Origin of the sequence: Staphylococcus durrellii (genome assembly GCF_015594545.1) — a bacterium.
Lineage (GTDB): Bacteria > Bacillota > Bacilli > Staphylococcales > Staphylococcaceae > Staphylococcus > Staphylococcus durrellii.
Map to the genome: position 1 here is coordinate 210917 of NZ_JADIIO010000001.1, position 16115 is coordinate 227031.

Annotated in this window: 16 protein-coding genes and 1 pseudogene; 9 read left to right on the forward strand and 8 right to left on the reverse strand. The window is 30.1% G+C overall.

The genetic code is table 11. The features are described from left to right. Nucleotides 1–162 precede the first annotated feature (162 nt). Nucleotides 163–1011, reverse strand: coding sequence for an anti-sigma factor (locus ISP02_RS00905; protein ID WP_195719792.1), 849 nt, complete (start codon nt 1009–1011; stop codon nt 163–165). Continuing rightward, on the reverse strand, nt 1001–1543 hold the full coding sequence (locus ISP02_RS00910; RefSeq protein WP_235980485.1) for an RNA polymerase sigma factor: 543 nt from the start codon (nt 1541–1543) through the stop codon (nt 1001–1003). The genes ISP02_RS00905 and ISP02_RS00910 overlap by 11 nt, the downstream gene beginning before the upstream one ends. Nucleotides 1544–2016: 473 nt before the next feature. Between ISP02_RS00910 and ISP02_RS00915 the strand changes: the two genes are divergently transcribed. The 5 genes from ISP02_RS00915 to ISP02_RS13115 all read left to right on the forward strand — a co-directional run bounded on the left by ISP02_RS00915 (nt 2017) and on the right by ISP02_RS13115 (nt 5974). After that, complete coding sequence (locus tag ISP02_RS00915; RefSeq protein ID WP_195719794.1) at nt 2017–3747, forward strand: DUF2075 domain-containing protein; 1731 nt, start codon at nt 2017–2019, stop codon at nt 3745–3747. 4 nt (nt 3748–3751) lie between these two features. Beyond that, nucleotides 3752–4090, forward strand: a complete 339-nt coding sequence (locus ISP02_RS00920; protein WP_195719795.1) for a nucleotide pyrophosphohydrolase — start codon at nt 3752–3754, stop codon at nt 4088–4090. A 221-nt stretch (nt 4091–4311) separates the two neighbouring features. Beyond that, nucleotides 4312–5340, forward strand: a complete 1029-nt coding sequence (locus tag ISP02_RS00925; protein ID WP_195719796.1) for an RNA-binding protein — start codon at nt 4312–4314, stop codon at nt 5338–5340. Nucleotides 5341–5368: 28 nt separating this feature from the next. Then, nucleotides 5369–5713: a DUF4064 domain-containing protein gene (locus tag ISP02_RS00930; protein WP_195719797.1), complete on the forward strand. Its 345-nt coding sequence runs from the start codon at nt 5369–5371 to the stop codon at nt 5711–5713. Nucleotides 5714–5839: 126 nt separating this feature from the next. After that, a complete protein-coding gene (locus tag ISP02_RS13115) occupies nt 5840–5974 on the forward strand; it encodes a hypothetical protein (protein ID WP_268933153.1) in 135 nt (44 codons plus the stop codon). 278 nt (nt 5975–6252) lie between these two features. Here ISP02_RS13115 and ISP02_RS00935 read toward each other — a convergent pair whose 3' ends face one another. Both ISP02_RS00935 and ISP02_RS00940 read right to left on the reverse strand, forming a co-directional pair. After that, entirely contained in the window at nt 6253–6633 is a 381-nt protein-coding gene (locus ISP02_RS00935; protein ID WP_195719798.1) for a BlaI/MecI/CopY family transcriptional regulator, read from the reverse strand. Beyond that, entirely contained in the window at nt 6623–8380 is a 1758-nt protein-coding gene (locus ISP02_RS00940; RefSeq protein ID WP_195719799.1) for a BlaR1 family beta-lactam sensor/signal transducer, read from the reverse strand. The genes ISP02_RS00935 and ISP02_RS00940 overlap by 11 nt, the downstream gene beginning before the upstream one ends. A gap of 108 nt (nt 8381–8488) precedes the next feature. Between ISP02_RS00940 and bla the strand changes: the two genes are divergently transcribed. After that, the gene (bla, locus tag ISP02_RS00945; protein ID WP_195719800.1) at nt 8489–9334 is read left to right on the forward strand and encodes a BlaZ-like penicillin-hydrolyzing class A beta-lactamase; all 846 of its coding nucleotides are present in this window, start codon (nt 8489–8491) and stop codon (nt 9332–9334) included. A gap of 179 nt (nt 9335–9513) precedes the next feature. Here bla and ISP02_RS00950 read toward each other — a convergent pair whose 3' ends face one another. Further along, nucleotides 9514–9732, reverse strand: coding sequence for a hypothetical protein (locus ISP02_RS00950; RefSeq protein WP_195719801.1), 219 nt, complete (start codon nt 9730–9732; stop codon nt 9514–9516). Between the two features lie 214 nt (nt 9733–9946). On the opposite strand from ISP02_RS00950, the gene ISP02_RS00955 reads away from it, so the two are divergent. Then, complete coding sequence (locus ISP02_RS00955; protein ID WP_195719802.1) at nt 9947–10531, forward strand: type I secretion system protein; 585 nt, start codon at nt 9947–9949, stop codon at nt 10529–10531. 175 nt (nt 10532–10706) lie between these two features. Here ISP02_RS00955 and ISP02_RS00960 read toward each other — a convergent pair whose 3' ends face one another. Next, on the reverse strand, nt 10707–11492 hold the full coding sequence (locus ISP02_RS00960; RefSeq protein WP_195719803.1) for an arylamine N-acetyltransferase family protein: 786 nt from the start codon (nt 11490–11492) through the stop codon (nt 10707–10709). Between the two features lie 325 nt (nt 11493–11817). On the opposite strand from ISP02_RS00960, the gene ISP02_RS00965 reads away from it, so the two are divergent. Then, a complete protein-coding gene (locus ISP02_RS00965; protein ID WP_195719804.1) occupies nt 11818–13929 on the forward strand; it encodes a DUF4064 domain-containing protein in 2112 nt (703 codons plus the stop codon). 44 nt (nt 13930–13973) lie between these two features. On the opposite strand, the gene ISP02_RS00970 is transcribed toward ISP02_RS00965, so the two are convergent. Then, nucleotides 13974–14345, reverse strand: a complete 372-nt coding sequence (locus ISP02_RS00970) for a YbaN family protein (RefSeq protein WP_195719805.1) — start codon at nt 14343–14345, stop codon at nt 13974–13976. Between the two features lie 151 nt (nt 14346–14496). After that, the gene (locus ISP02_RS00975) at nt 14497–15429 is read right to left on the reverse strand and encodes a VOC family protein (protein WP_195719806.1); all 933 of its coding nucleotides are present in this window, start codon (nt 15427–15429) and stop codon (nt 14497–14499) included. Between the two features lie 134 nt (nt 15430–15563). On the opposite strand from ISP02_RS00975, the pseudogene ISP02_RS00980 reads away from it, so the two are divergent. After that, nucleotides 15564–16036 (forward strand): annotated as a pseudogene (locus tag ISP02_RS00980) (peptide-methionine (S)-S-oxide reductase). Nucleotides 16037–16115: the final 79 nt, after the last annotated feature.

Consider the following 16115-nt stretch of genomic DNA (forward strand, 5'->3'; position numbering starts at 1 on the left):
TGGTATTGCCACCTTTTCGATCGACTTTTGATGGTGATTAAATAACAGACCAGCGAACGCTACTTAAATAAGCAGCTATAAAATATACGTATAAAAATAAAAAAAGGATCACAAATGAATGTGATCCTTTTTAAATAGTTCAAAAGTAATATAAATATTTAATTAAACTTTGCTACTAGCCATAATCATTTTGCCTTTAGGTTGAGTATTGTTAGGCGATGGTTCTAATGTCAGTGCGATTGTGTCTTTTTTGTCTATATTCATATGATTTAAGTCAGCTACTACCATGCCTTTATTATTATTAGTTGCTAATGTACCTGCTGGATGTGGTTTATCCCCTTTAATTACCCACACTTGATACACTTCGTTGCCTTGTGTAGATTTGATATCATTTGCTTCAACCATTAATTTACTATTTCCATTTTTATTGGAAATATATGCCTGTCCATTCGTCTTATTTTTAGCCATAGGTTTTAAAGTCATGGATTGCGCTTTATGCTTATTGATCATTGATGTGTCCTGCTTAGGCGATGCTTTATGATTAAAATATTGCACGCCGTTACCAATTAGAGATAACAATAAAATTGCTGCCATGATGATGAGAGGAATTTGTTTGCGCATTCCTTTTTTAGTATTACGTTTAGGATTTTGTTGTGTCGTAGCATTATCCTGATTATCTTGTTGAGTCGAGTAAGCATCGTGAGTATCATTTTGATGTGTATTAGCTAAGTTATGAGTGGTGTTTTTATCATGAGTGTTTGCACTTTCAATGTCTTTAGATGAATCATTATCTTCGTTTACGATTGAACTTAATATTCTTTGCTTCATATCATTAGGCGGTTCAACTTCTTTATTACTGTAAGGAAGAATGTCGTGAAGAACTTTAATATTGTCCAAAGTTTTATTATACTCAGATGATACTTTTAATTCTTGCTCAACACGTGCTTTGTCAGTTTCGCTTAACTTATCATTAAAATAATCGTATATAATATCAACTTTGTTATTTTTCATTTTCTTCACGCTCCTTTCTTAAAATATTATCAAGATAATGACTTAAATGTTGAATAGACAATCTTAACCTACTTTTCACCGTACCTAACGGTGTTTTCAACTTATCAGCAATTTCTTGCTGACTTAATCCCTTAAAATAAAACAGGGCAATTATTTTTTGTTGATCTTTACTTAAATATGAAATTATTTTTTGTAGTTCTTCTGAACATTCTTTATCTAATAAATCATATTCTGGTAGACTATCGGCTTCTATACTATGAAATGCCTCATCGAAACTACTTTCTATGTCTTTTCTTTTTCGTAAAATATCTATTGATCTATTACGACACAGTGTGATGAGCCAAGTCGATAATTTTCCCTTTTCGGGCTTGAAAATTGCTTTTTGGTGCCAAATTTTCATGAAAATATCTTGCAACACTTCTTCGCTAGATTGCTTATCTTGCGTGATATTATAAGCTAAATTATATAATAGTGATTCGTAACGGTCATATAGCATTTCTAGACATGCGCTATCTTTTTTTTCTATGATCATTCTATATAACTCATTTTCATCTTGCATCCTTTCCCCTCCTTGTTACAAACTCAACAAAACACCTAAACTAAAGATATAAACTTATAGTACTTTACAATAAATATACGTATTTATAAAAGAAAAAGTTCATCATACCGGATGAACTTTTTTAAGATGTATTGTTCATAATAATAAATACAACTCATTATGAGCTTAAATGAGTACAAAATTCCAATAAAACCATTTCGTACTACTTTGAATAAATGTTAAAGGAATAAATATGTACAACTATAAAAAGGATTGATGATAAAAGGACGTTAGAAAGTATGCCATTTTTTATGTGAGCTGGATTTTTTGATGAACTCATTTTGTAAAATCAGTCAAATATCAATAACTATTAATAGTATTTCTTATAAATATATAAGTTATTGAATGCTCTATATTACTATTCTATAATTATGGTAAATAGTTAAAAATAAGAAAAGGTGACTCATATGACTACAGATAATAAATTAATGGTAAAAAAAATAAACTATACTGTAGAAAATTTAAACAATATTGTTGAAGAGTGGGCTAAAGTAGAAGAATCTAAATATTTATTAAGATATCCAACAGTCTATATAATAAATGATAAAAAGAAGAAACACGAAGTTGAAATATATGTTGGAGAAACTGCAGACATTAATAGTAGAACGAAACAACATTTGAAAGTAGATTCAAAAATTAAACAATACTGGTGCGACTTCTCAAATTCAAAAACTTCATCAATGTATGTTATAGGTCATCCTTTTTTTAATAAATCTCTAACATTAGATATAGAAAATAGATTAATGCAATATTTGTCTAGTGTAGATAATGTAAAATCATTATTTAATAGTAGAACAAATAAACAAAATGAGTATTATACATCAGATAAATTAGATCAAATATTTAATAATATATGGAGTTCTTTACATAAGAAAGACAGTGATTTATTTCCGATAGAGAGTGTTGTGAGAGATTCAGCAATATTTAAAGCATCTCCATTTCATAAATTAACTCCAGAGCAAAATAATGCAAAAGATGAAATAATTTCTAAAATAAAAATAGCTCTTCATCAACAAGTAGATAATCAATTAATACTTGTAGAAGGTGAAGCTGGTTCTGGTAAAACGGTATTGATGAGTACTCTTTTTTATGAGTTGAAAAAATTTAATAATGAAGATTTTTTTAACAATTTAGATGTGCATCTTTTAATAAATCATGAACAACAATTGAAAGTTTATAAGCAGATTGCAGAAAAGTTAGGATTAATATCTAAAAAGCATGATATCATCAAAAAACCTACTAGTTTTATAATGAACAGGGAGGCAAATGATAAAGTAGATGTAGTGATTATTGATGAAGCCCATTTGTTATTGACCCAAGGAAAAATGTCATATAAAGGAGAGGGACATTTAAAAGATATTCTTGAAAGAGCAAAAGTTGTAGTTGCGGTATTTGATAGTAAACAAATACTTAGTAGAGAACAAATATGGGAATTTAATACTTTAAATGAATTGGTTGAAAGTACAAAAAAGAAAGATAATTACATATTATTAAAAAATCAATTGAGGATAAACAGTAGTGTTGAAACTATTAAATGGATTAGGCAACTAATTGACGAACAAGTTATTAATAAAATACCATACGATAATAAAGGCTATGATATAAAAATATTTGATGATCCACAGTCATTGGAAAATGAAATTAGAAAAAAGGCTAAATCAACTAAATCTGGTATTTCTAGGATATTAGCTACTTTTGATTGGAAATATAATGGAAACAAAAAACCACAAGGTGATAACTATTGGAGGGTCAAGATAGGCGACTGGTCAATGCCTTGGAATTTACAACTTAAAACATTGCGAGGAGAAAAAAATCGCTCTTGGGCCGAGCAAACGAATACAATAAATGAAGTTGGGTCAACATTCACTATACAAGGTTTTGACTTGAACTATGCAGGGGTTGTTATAGGACCGTCTGTTAAATTTAGAGATGGAAAAATAGTATTTGATAAAAGTGAAAGCCAAAATTCTAAAGCAACTCAGAATAGAACATTATCTGATAAATCGAAGCAAAACTTTGCAGAACAGTTATTGAAAAATGAATTAAATGTTTTAATGACACGTGGAGTTAATGGTTTGTATATATATGCAGTAGACAAAGAATTAAACGAAGCATTGAAAGAAGCTTATAAAGGGTGAGGCTATGGATGAAATTAAGTATTTAATTAAAGAAGTGAATAAATTTCGAGATGATCGTAATTGGAGGCAGTTTCATAATGAAAAAGATTTAGCTCTATCAATTTCATTAGAAGCTTCCGAGTTGTTAGAACTATTTCAATGGAAAGATTCAGAAGAAGTAGTTCAAGAAAAAAAAGTCAGGTTAGCAGAAGAATTAGCAGACGTCTTAATATATAGTTATATGTTAGCTGATAATTTAGATTTTAATATAACAGATATAGTTGAAGATAAATTAAAGAAAAATAATATTAAGTATCCAATTTCAAAAAGTAGAAATAATAAAATTAAATATAATGATTTGTGAAGACTTCGTAATTGAAGTCTTTTTTTTATTTAAAAATACTTTATATGTGTAATTTGCCAAAACATCATAAAATTATATATATTAACAAAAATTCTTTAATAAATTTAAAAAATGTATTGCTTTTACATAATTATAGTATAAAATCTATATTAGTGATATTATTTATCTTTTAAATTGATTAAAACTTAAATAATTTTAAAAAAACTAGGAGGTATTGTTGAGTGAAAAAAGTTTTATTTTTGATAGTTTCTGTTTTGTTTTTGCTAGTTGCATGTAGTACAGGTGATGCTGATACTGATACTGATTCAAAAGATGACAAGAAAAATTCAGATAAATTAAAAGCATCAAATAAAATGAAAACATTTAAAATAGGGCAAGTGATTGATGCAGATGGTGTAGACATTAAACTTGATAAAGTTGAATATGTTACTAACTATGATGAATACAGTGCGCCAGAAAATGGTAAGGCTGTAAAAGTATATTTGAAATTTAAAAATAACAATGATGATCAAGTGCTTATGGATTCTTCAGATTATACTATGAAAGTTAATAGTGAGAATTATGAACAATGGTATGGTAATGAAGATATGCATGATGGATTTACCCATCAATTAAATAAAGGGAATACGGCTTCGGGATACATAACTTATGATGTGCCGGATAGTAATAATTATACATTGGAAATGAATGCTTCGCCTAAGTTTGCAAATGTAAAAGCAAAATGGGAAATTAAAAAATCTGATATCAAAGGCGCTAGCAATTCTAATAATACAGCGGATGAAAGCACAAATGATGATGTGGCCGCAACTGATACATCAACTGATAATGAAGATGAAGGTGATTCAGATAGTGATGAAATTACTTATACAGCTGAAGAATATAATGACTTAGTTGATGAGTATAATGGACTAACTGATGGAGAAAAGATGGATCATGTAAGTAGAGAAGTTATAGAAATCGAATATACTCAATTAGAAGATCGTATAGAAAAATTATATGATCAGCAAACAGAAGAAGCGGATAAAGAGTATCAAAAAGAAATGGACGAACTAGATAAACAAGAAAAAGCAGATGAAGAACAACAAGCTAAAGAAGACAAAGAATTTGAAGAGCAGCAAAAGAAAGAAGAAGAAGAGTATCAGAAAGAATTAGATGAAGAAGCTAAACAAGAAGCTGAAGATGAAAAAGCTGAGAAAGCTGCAGATGAGCAACAAGAAAAAGAAGATAAACAAATGGAAGAACAATTATAATTTTAAAAAGTGTATGGAGGAATAATTGATGGAAGCTTATAAAAAACAAACAAACAGAGTTGCTGAAACAATTCTAGGGATTTTAGGTAGTGTATTTGGAATTTTTGGTGGTTTATTTGCCATTGTATTTGATGGATTAGATGCTTCATTTAATAATACTAGCGGCAGTGAAATTACAGGACTTGGAATAAGTGTCATTTTAGTATGTATCATAACTTTGATTTTAAGTTGCATTATTAATAAAAAGCGTGTTGTTATGGGAATACTACTTATTATTGGTGGTATTTTAAACTTTATTTTTATTGGTTTCTTCGGTGTTCTTTCTGGAATATTAATTTTAGTAGCAGGAATTCTAGCTTTACTAAGAAAATAAATAACTAAGAGTTTGAGGGATAACCTCAAACTCTTTTTTCATGTTCCAACACATTAATTAATTTCCAATGGGTCTCGGACGTAAAAGGGTCTTACGCCCCATGGTTCGCTCACTGGACCTTATTCGATGTTGAAATCATGGTCTTTGAATGCTGTTAGTAATCCGTCTAAGTTATCGACTTCAATTGATAAATTGGGTACAGGTGTGCCTGAGCGACCTTCTGTTAAAAAACTAATTCGTAATTGCTCTAATAAAAACTAACATCATATCTATATTTGGTAAAAGTAACTAGATTAATGGCTAAATTAATTATTTCTGATTATATGGCTAACAAGTTATAAATTATAGGAAATGTTAAGTATGGTTTTTACGATGTAATTAGCCACACATGCATGAATCCCCTCACTATTTGGTAGTAAGGGGATTGGTGTATCGATGTTAGCTAATTCAATTGGTTGTGTTGTGGTATCGCAACAACGTCGTAAGTTTTAGATAATTAAGGTTTCTTTATCACTTATGTGATTCAAATAGTTAGCAATTTATTTTTCGCTAATATCATTTAAAATATCACGCAATTCTTTAATTTCTTCAGCACTTAGTTCTTCATGTTGTGCAAAGTTAAGCACTAAATTTTTCATGTCTCCGCCATATAATTTATTGAGAAAGTTTTTAGCTGTTTTCAACTTAATGTTATCTTCTTTAACATTAGATGAGTAATAATAAATACGATTAGATTTATGGCGCGTCAAAATTTCTTTCTTATATAAACGTGTTATTAATGTCCGAATAGTTTTTTCACTGATTTCTTTATATTGTTGGATCTCGAAAACAATTTCGTTAGCAGATGCTGATTTTTTATCCCATATTACATTCATAACGTCCCATTCAGCGGCGGTTATTTCAATTTGATTATTGAGCACTTAAAACACCCATTTCTTTTAATATTTCTTTGCTAATAGATTCAGCATTTTTTCCTGAAGCATTTTCATCAGATAAATGTGTAGAAAAATAATATGTGTCCTGATTCGTTTTTACATAACCGACAAACCATCCATTCTTTTGTTTGCCATTTACTATACCTGTTCCAGTTTTACCATATAGCGCATAGTTACTGTTTTTATTTATCAATAATGATGAGGATAGTTGGTTTTTTTGAGCCTTACTAAAATGAGTATTATGTTCCATCAAACGATTTAAAACGATGACTTGTTCAAGGTTAGAAATTTTTAAATCATTTTCCATCCAGTAAGCATTATAATTACCCAAATTTTGATTTCCATAATTCAATTGATTGAGTTGATTGGCTGTATAATTTTTAGGTATTTGATTACTAATGCGTTCAAAGTACCAATTAACTGAATTTTGCATTGCTGTAGTTAAATTTTGATTTTTATTCCATGAAGCGAAAGGATAATTTTTGTGATTCCATTTTATAAGTGAATTATTACTAGTTATTACATTACGATCTAGTCCGAACATGGCTAAATAAATTTTATAAGTAGAATCCGGAGAATATCTTTTTCTACTCTCTTGTTCATTATAAATATAATATTCTTTTTTCTTCGAGCTATACATTACGAATGAACCTTTGTTTGTAGCAAAGTTTTTACTTTTATCAATGGTCTGATAATTACTCTTTAATGGATCCCTGTATTTATTATCAGTCAATGATTGTCCCATTAAAAACTGACTTTGAAAAATGATTAAAAATAGACTGAATACATAAGTCAGTATCAGAATCGTTTTTGGCTGCTTTTTAAAATTAATTTTTTTAATATTAATAAGTCTTTTTTTGAGTAAAGTTTTATCCCCGTTAAATGCATGACTTAACATATTTTTATTGAAAGATTTAAACTTTAATGCAGACATCATAATCGTTTCGGCATAGGTTTTAAATTCACTTCTTTGAATATTTTTTAACACAAATATATCAGCTTCAACTTCATTATCACGAGTCATCAAACGTTTAACAACAGGCATCAATGGATTATAACTCATGATGATAGAAAATATAGTAAAGATAATTAAGTGTAGCGTGTCTTTATTTTTAGCATGAGCATATTCATGAAATATTATATATTTTAAACTTTGTTCTTCTAAATCTTTAAAATATGAAGTAGGAATTAAAATATAAAATTTTCCATACCAAAAAGTTAATGGAGATTGAACGAACGCTGATTTCTTAATCACAATATTATTTGTTAATTGATGGTTATTAAGTATCTTAGCTAATTTGTATTTTTCATCTTTATTTAAATAAAAACTTTGTTTTCTTAATTTATTAAGATAAAGCAATGAATTTATAAATTTAATACTGAAAACGATGATTAGAACAATCCATAGTATTGTGAATATAGCATTTATATATTCCCAATTTACCTTATGAATATTTGTTGTTAAATCTTGAGCATGATTAGTTGTACTTATATTATCACTTAAACTCTTATTGTCATCACTTACTTTAGTGTTTGATTTATTAAAATGATTAAGTTTTGACAAAGAGAATTTAAATGGTATGAAAGGGATTAGACCTGCAATAATAGTTATGTACCAAATTTTATAACTAAATCGGTAATTAAAATAGCGGTCTAATATATATCTAAATAATAATAATAATAGAAATATAAAAGTAAAGCTTATTACACTTATAATAAGTAATTTAGCCATGTACTCACCTTCTTTCAAATACTAATAATAAACTATTGACATACAGATTACAATTGTAATATTATAGTGCCATAAAGATTACAACTGTAATATCAAGGGGGATTTAATTTGAAAAAGGTAATAGTGTTATTAGTTTGTGCAATCATTTTAAGTGCATGCAATTCAAAGGATTCACATGCCAATGAATTCAAAAGTTTAGAAAAGAAGTATAACGCTAATGTTGGTGTTTATGCATTAGATACTAAGAGCGGTAAGGAAATAAAGTTCAATGCAGATAAGAGGTTTGCTTATGCGTCAACTTCAAAAGCAATAAATAGTGCAATGTTACTAGAACAAGTACCATATGATAAGTTAGATAAAAAAGTACATATTAACAAAAGTGATATTGTTGATTACTCACCTGTGTTAGAAAAATACGTTGGCAAGGATATAACTGTAAAAGAGCTTATTAAAGCTTCTATGATGTACAGTGATAACACAGCAAATAATAAAATTATTGATGAACTTGGTGGATATAAGCAAATCAGAGAAAATCTGAAAGAACTAGGGGATAACAAGACTCAACCATCTAGATACGAGCCAGACCTAAATAATTACTCACCAAAAGATAAAAGGGATACATCAACGCCTAAAGCTTACGGCAAGACTTTAAAAAAACTTATTGAAAAAGATGATTTAAGTAAAAAGAATAAAGATTTCTTACTTGATTTAATGTTTAACAATAAAAGTGGCGATACTTTGATAAAAGATGGTGTTTCTAAAAAATACAAGGTTGCAGATAAAAGTGGTCAAGCCTTAACATATGCTTCTAGAAATGATATTGCATACGTTTATCCTAAAGGACAATCTAAACCTATTGTATTAGTTATTTTTACAAATAAAGATGGTAAAAATGCTAAGCCAAATGATAAATTGATAAGCGAAACTGCTAAAAAAGTAATGAAAGAATTTTAAGGATTATATAGCCCTAACGTATATAGCAAATTATATACGTTAGGGCATTTTTAATTACAAATCAAATGAATAAAGAACTAAAATTTTTATTTTTTAAAAAGCTCAGAATAATGTACAACCATTATGGATAGCACAAAAAACGCCCTAACTTTGAGTTAAGACGTTGTATATCTTTTCAATTATTTATTTTTAAATGTGTATGCTAATGCACCGATTAATCCAAAAGTGAATACAGCAAATACGATGTTCATAATTACTAAAGTTTCAATAATAACTGAATCTTTGCCTAAGCGTTCAAATGCATTTTGTTGCATTTCTTGTTGTGTGTTCCAATCTCCCTCGGCACGTGAAGGTTTTTCTTCAATATCTTTTTCCATTCTGTCATCTATTTTACTCATTGTGAATCCCTCCATTTTGTTACTTATAATTATTTTCCCTATAAATGAGCCTATAAATCATACACGCTTAGATACTATTTAAGTGGTGAATAACCTTCAAACATACAACAATAAAATATTTAGTTAAAAATTTATATAAATATATAAAATTAAAGTTTTTATTGTTCGGAATAGGTTATTGGAATATAAAATAATTTTAAAGAGGTGTATTACTATGTCTGAATTTATATCAGCTTTAGCCGGAGGTCTTATAGCTCTAATAGGGGTTTGGTTACAATTTCGTAAAGAAGATAGGGATAAGCGCACTGATTATGAGAATGATATAAAGAGCATGATTGATTTAATAGTTTATAAAGTAGCTAGAATTAGAAATACTAAATTGGATGAAGACACTGCATTTTTAAATAAAAAGTTTACTACTGAGATTTATTATAATATTGAACAAGATTTCAAGTCCTTGGATGAACAAGTTCAAGACTTAATAACTAATATGAGCCATCACACTAATGAATCAAATGAATTAATTCAAGATATGTTAAAACGTTTTGAGCCATTGGAAATACAATTCAACAAGTTCAAAGTAGCATTTAAAATATATGATGACATTTACGAAGATAAGAAAAATAAAAGAACTTCTATAGTAGGTTCAAAAATCAACTTAGATAAAGAAGTTTATGAATTCACACAAAAGATGCGTAACTTTGCTCGTAAAAATTATAATCATAAAATTTTTGAGCCTGAACTTAAAAGACATGAAGAAATAAAATCAAAAAATAATTATGCTATTAATGATAGATAGTAAAAGGTCTGAGAGATAATCTTCTCTCCAGACTCTATTTTTATATTGACAGTAGATGACTGAATCGAAAATGCGCTTGTATCATATTTTTTTCAATCTTAGTTATCCTTGCCAAGACGGGACTACAAAATCTTCTTATACAAATAAGATTTCTGTCTCGCTCCCGTTAAATTGATTACGATTCTAGTTTATTAATCGTCACGTCTAAACCAAAGTAGTCATGCAATAACTGACGATAATTATCCTTTGTTACATCTTGTTGTTCTTTTTCTCCTTGTTTCGTTAAAGTAAGATGATTAAACGTCATAGTAGCTCTACCAAACGACTGTGATTGAGTAATCAATAACTGTTTTACGAAAATAGAATCAGGATTCGACTGATTATATTCTATATTATCTTCAAATTCTTCAATAGCTCTCGGGATTAATTCTGCTTCATATAACGTCTGCCATTGATCATCTATTAATTTTTGGAGATGAACGTTTTGTTCTCTCATTAAAATAGCGCGAAATTGGCCATTAATATCTATAACGGGATCTGGATTTTCTATCGTAGTGACACGTAATGCTTTTAAAGGTAAATCTCCGAACCCAACATCAGCAATGTATTGATTGTCGTCAATAGTTACAAGCGTAGACATGTGAGAACCAGGTTGGCTACGACCGCCAGCGGGTGTATGAACAGTTGCTGAAACACTCTCTGCAGTATAACCTTGTTGATTTAAATAATACTTAAATAGTGTGTTCAACTCATAACAAAAACCGCCACGTTGATTATTAATTATCTTATCGAAAAGATGAGCGATATCGACCTTGATAGGTATACCATTTTGTACATCAATATTTTCGAAAGGGACCGTTAACATAAAATGCTGTAAGTAATAATTAAGCGCATCTAACGTAGGCATTTCATACATAGTTGTTTCAATATTTAAGTAGTTTTCGAATAATTTTATATTCATAAGAAAAAGGGCTCCTAATTAAATAATTTTTGTAATAACTTAAGATTATAATGCTAATTTGTACATTACAAATAGAATGATTTTAAATAATAGGTTTGAAAACGTTTAAATAGGATAAAATAATAAAAATTATTATTTAGTAAATCTATATAATAATTTTGTACACTCAAACTAACAAAATTATTAAAATTGTGGCCATTTGTTATCTTAATATAGCTAAAATGGCAGTTGAGTCGTAAATTTTGATAACGCAAATAGTGGAAGTAATACAATTAGTTCCATTTATATTTTTGTAAGAAAAATAAACTATGAAAGGGTTTTGACTATGATTAAAAGAACTGGTGAAAAAGTATTAACCTGGATAGGCATCGTGGTACAGTTTCTTCTTGTTATTGGATTAGCTATTACGTCGCTATTCATGGGTAATTCAAGCTTTAAAGACGAAGTCACAACTAGTATTAAAGAAAACAATCCATCTGCAACATCATCTGACGTAACAGGCATAACAGGTATGTTATCAAGTTTCGTTACGACTGGTATTGTAGTTAGTATTATTGTATTAATATTGGCGCTAGTAGCAGTAGCACTAATTAAGAAAAAAGCCAAAGTAGCCGGCATTATTTTATTAATTCTTGGTATTGTTTCACTTTTATTCAACTGGATTAGTGCGATTTTATGGATTATCGCAGGTATTATGTTATTAGTTAGAAAACCTAAACCTTCAGACGATTCACACGGAGGTGACGGTAGAGAAGATGATGTTCGTAATGGTTCAGAATCAGATGACAAAGACGATGATGGTAATAAAGGTACTAATAAAAAAGCAGCAGGCGCAGCTGCTGGCGGTGCAGCGGTAGGCGCGACAGCGACTGGTGCAGTAGCGGCTTCTTCTAAAGAAGATAAAGATGATGTTCAATCTACAAACGATAAAGATGCACATGAACAAGACCATGACCGTGACAACAGTCGTCAACAAGATTCATTCGTTACTAACAACAAAGGCAATGATAAAGATAGGGTGGGTAATAATAGACATGAAGATCAACGCAACACTAATCAACGCGATGACGTTAACGACAAAACAGGACATGACAGAAATGCTGTTGTTGAAGACAGACGTGAAGACGAACGCAATACAAATCAAGGTAATGACGTTACTGATAATAGAAGTGATGACAAAGATATTTATTCAAATGATCGCCGTGAACAAAGTAGTAACGAAGATGTAAATAATTACGGCAGACCTACAAATAACGAAAGCAATGATGAAACTTACAATGCAAGTACAAGCATTGATGATCGTCAACATGACCCAAATGAACAGGCACGTGACACAGAATTTAAAGGTAACGATACGAATGCAAGTACTAATAATTATCGTGCCGGTGATAGACAAGATACTACCAATTCTGGTGCAAATGATAATGAAAATAGTGCCGATGCATATCGTCACGCTGGACAAGAGCACTCCGAATCACCGTATAATACGACGAATGATGACAATCAGCAAAATGACTATACTAATAGTGATAGCATTGACGATCGCCAACAAACAACAAGTGACAATTATAAAGCGCATGATACCAATGTAAGCTCTAATAATTACCGTGGTGGAGAACGTACACAAAACACTACCAACGCTGGCGTAACTGACAATCAAGGTAATGACAAAGATTTTGGTTCAACACAACAGAGTAATAATACTTCATCAACTTATCAAAGTAATGATGATGTTAATACTAATACGAATTATCACTCAGGCAAAACAGATAGCCAAGGAGTACATGAGGATATCAATGATAGTTTCCACCAATCAGGGGAACGTCCTGAAAGTGCTTCAAGTCAAGAAGACAAAGTCGATGCAAGCACACAACATGATACTGAGAGTCAACATTCTTCATCAAGTTACGTAACTGATAATAGAGGGAATGATAAAGACTTCGGTAACACAAACGGTCACGATGGAAGAAATAGCGCTAATCAACAATTTAGTAATTCGGGTGACCAAGACGTACATGAAGATATGGCTAGTAGTTTTGAACAAAATGGCATGTCCGAACAATCTTCAACAAGCCAAAGTCAAAACAAAGCTAACCATAGTCAAGAAGACAAAGTCGATGCGAGTACACAACATGATACAGAAAGCCAACAATCTGGACCAAGCAACGTAACAGAGAATAAAGGTACTGACAAAGATATTAGTAAACGTGACAGCAGTGAAACTAGAGACAATTCTAATTTAAGTGGCAATGTAGAAAATACGACAGACGTGAATTCAAAAGAACAACGTATAGACGACCAACAAAAATCAGCATTTGATGATGAAGGTTCGGCTAATCAAGAAGATAACTATAATAATAACTTATTCAAAAATAGAGTGAATAAACACAAAGACGACGTTGAAAAAGATACGGATTCAGAAGATTATAGATTTTAATAAGTAGCAAAAAAAGCGGTGTACATGTGAATGTACATCGCTTTTTATTCGTAATTTGCTGGCAATGTTTTTACTACTAAAAATAATACGAGTGTTTGTATTACTAACATGAGGCCAAGCCCTATTCTTATTAAAGTAATGTCTACCATAATTATAGAAAAACCGACTACGATATATAAGCTGATTAACATTTTGATTTTTTGTTTGAATGTATAACCTCTGTATTTTTTGAAATTATGCACATATTCTTGATAAATTTTTGTGGCAACGAGCCAGTTATGAAATTTGGGTGAGCTTTTAGCAAAACATAATACGGCAAGTAAGATAAATGGGGTGGTAGGTAATAAAGGTAAAATGGCACCTAAAAAGCCTAAAAAGGTAAAAAAGAAACCTAGACAAATTAATATTATTCTCATTATTCTATCCTTATTTAAGTATGATTTTGACATATTTTATGAGATATCTCATGGCTTGTCAATATTGAAACACATGCTACAAATTATAAGTTTGTAAGACAATCATTTTCGTCAACTCCATTATTTACTTAGTCGAGCTGACTTTTCAATACTATAGGTCATGTAAGTTTGCTTCAATTTCTGCTCTTCTATCTTCTAGAAATCCAGGTAAATTTAAATGTTTGCCCAAATCTGCTATCGACGTATCTACTGTGAAACCGGGTTGTGCCGTTGCAAATTCATACATGATTGAATTTTGTCTGTAGTATAATGATTTAAAGAAATATCTATCGATAATGCCTGAGTTATTACGATGTAGTGAATTAATTTTTTCAAAAACTTCAGCAAGAGCTGAATCTGTCGGCGTATTAACTGCAATATGGTGAACATAACCACGTCCGGGTTTGGCTCTTTGTCCTTGTTGTTCGATAATAACGAAATCTGTATATAAACCATCTTCATCTAAAGTAACTACAGTCTCATCAGTATTTAAATTCTGTCTAACTATATATTCTAAATCATCGGTTAAAAAGTCAAATGTAGACGTTTTATCACGCACTCTTAATTCTACAGGACCTAAACCGAGTATTTGGTAGTCAGTAGGCACGTCTGTATAACTATTATTACGCCATTTATTAGGAATTTTATAATCATCATTAACAAGTAACGTGATTTCTAGATCATCGATGTCTTTAAATAGCAATGCTGGTTGTCCGAGATAAGTCATTGGTGTAGTTATTACATCTGCTTGTTTCAAACGATTTTCAAAAAATTGTAATGCCTCGATACTAGGTACAAGTAATGACAGACGATAAATAGAATTAGTACCTGACCGATTTTGACCAATATTAGGAATTTCAAAGAAACTTAATAACGTACCTTCTGTACCTATTTCATCGCCAAAGAATAAATGGTACATCGTAGGGTCATCTTGATTGACTGATTTTTCAACTAAACGTAAACCTAAGACGTCAACATAAAAGTCTTTGTTTGCTTGTGCATCTTTTGTATACATAGAAATATGATGGTGACCAATGATGTTCATATTATCATCCTTTTACTTAAACAATATACTAAAAGGATGTGTAAAGATAGTTTTTAAGTTTATAGTACGATAAAATAAACGCATTAATTAAATTAGCAGTAACAGTAAATTTACGTATAAATAGGGGTGCTGAAATGGAAGTAATTTATTTGGCTGGTGGTTGTTTGTGGGGCGTGCAAGCATTCATTAAAACATTACCCGGTGTTTTAGACACTGAAGCAGGTAGAGCTAATGGACAAACACAGTCATTGACGGGTGATTATGATGGTTATATCGAATGTGTTAAAACAACATTTGATTCTCGAATTGTTTCGGTAATGCAATTAACGGAATACTTATTTGAAATTATAGATCCATATAGCATAAATCAGCAAGGTGAAGACGTTGGTCCTAAGTATCGTACAGGTATTTATAGTGAAAACGCGCAACACTTGGAATATGCTAGAACATTTATTAATCAACGTGAGGATAAAGACCAAATCGCGGTAGAAGTATTGCCGTTGACGAATTATATTCCAAGCGCAGAAGAACATCAAAAAGACTAGATAAATATCCAAATGATTATTGTCATATTCCTGCCACATTAATGCAAAAATACAATCAATAATATTGTAATAATACAATAAATGTAAGATACTAATGATAGCAAATACAATTTATTTTGTATAATTGAGGTGTTGTCTGCA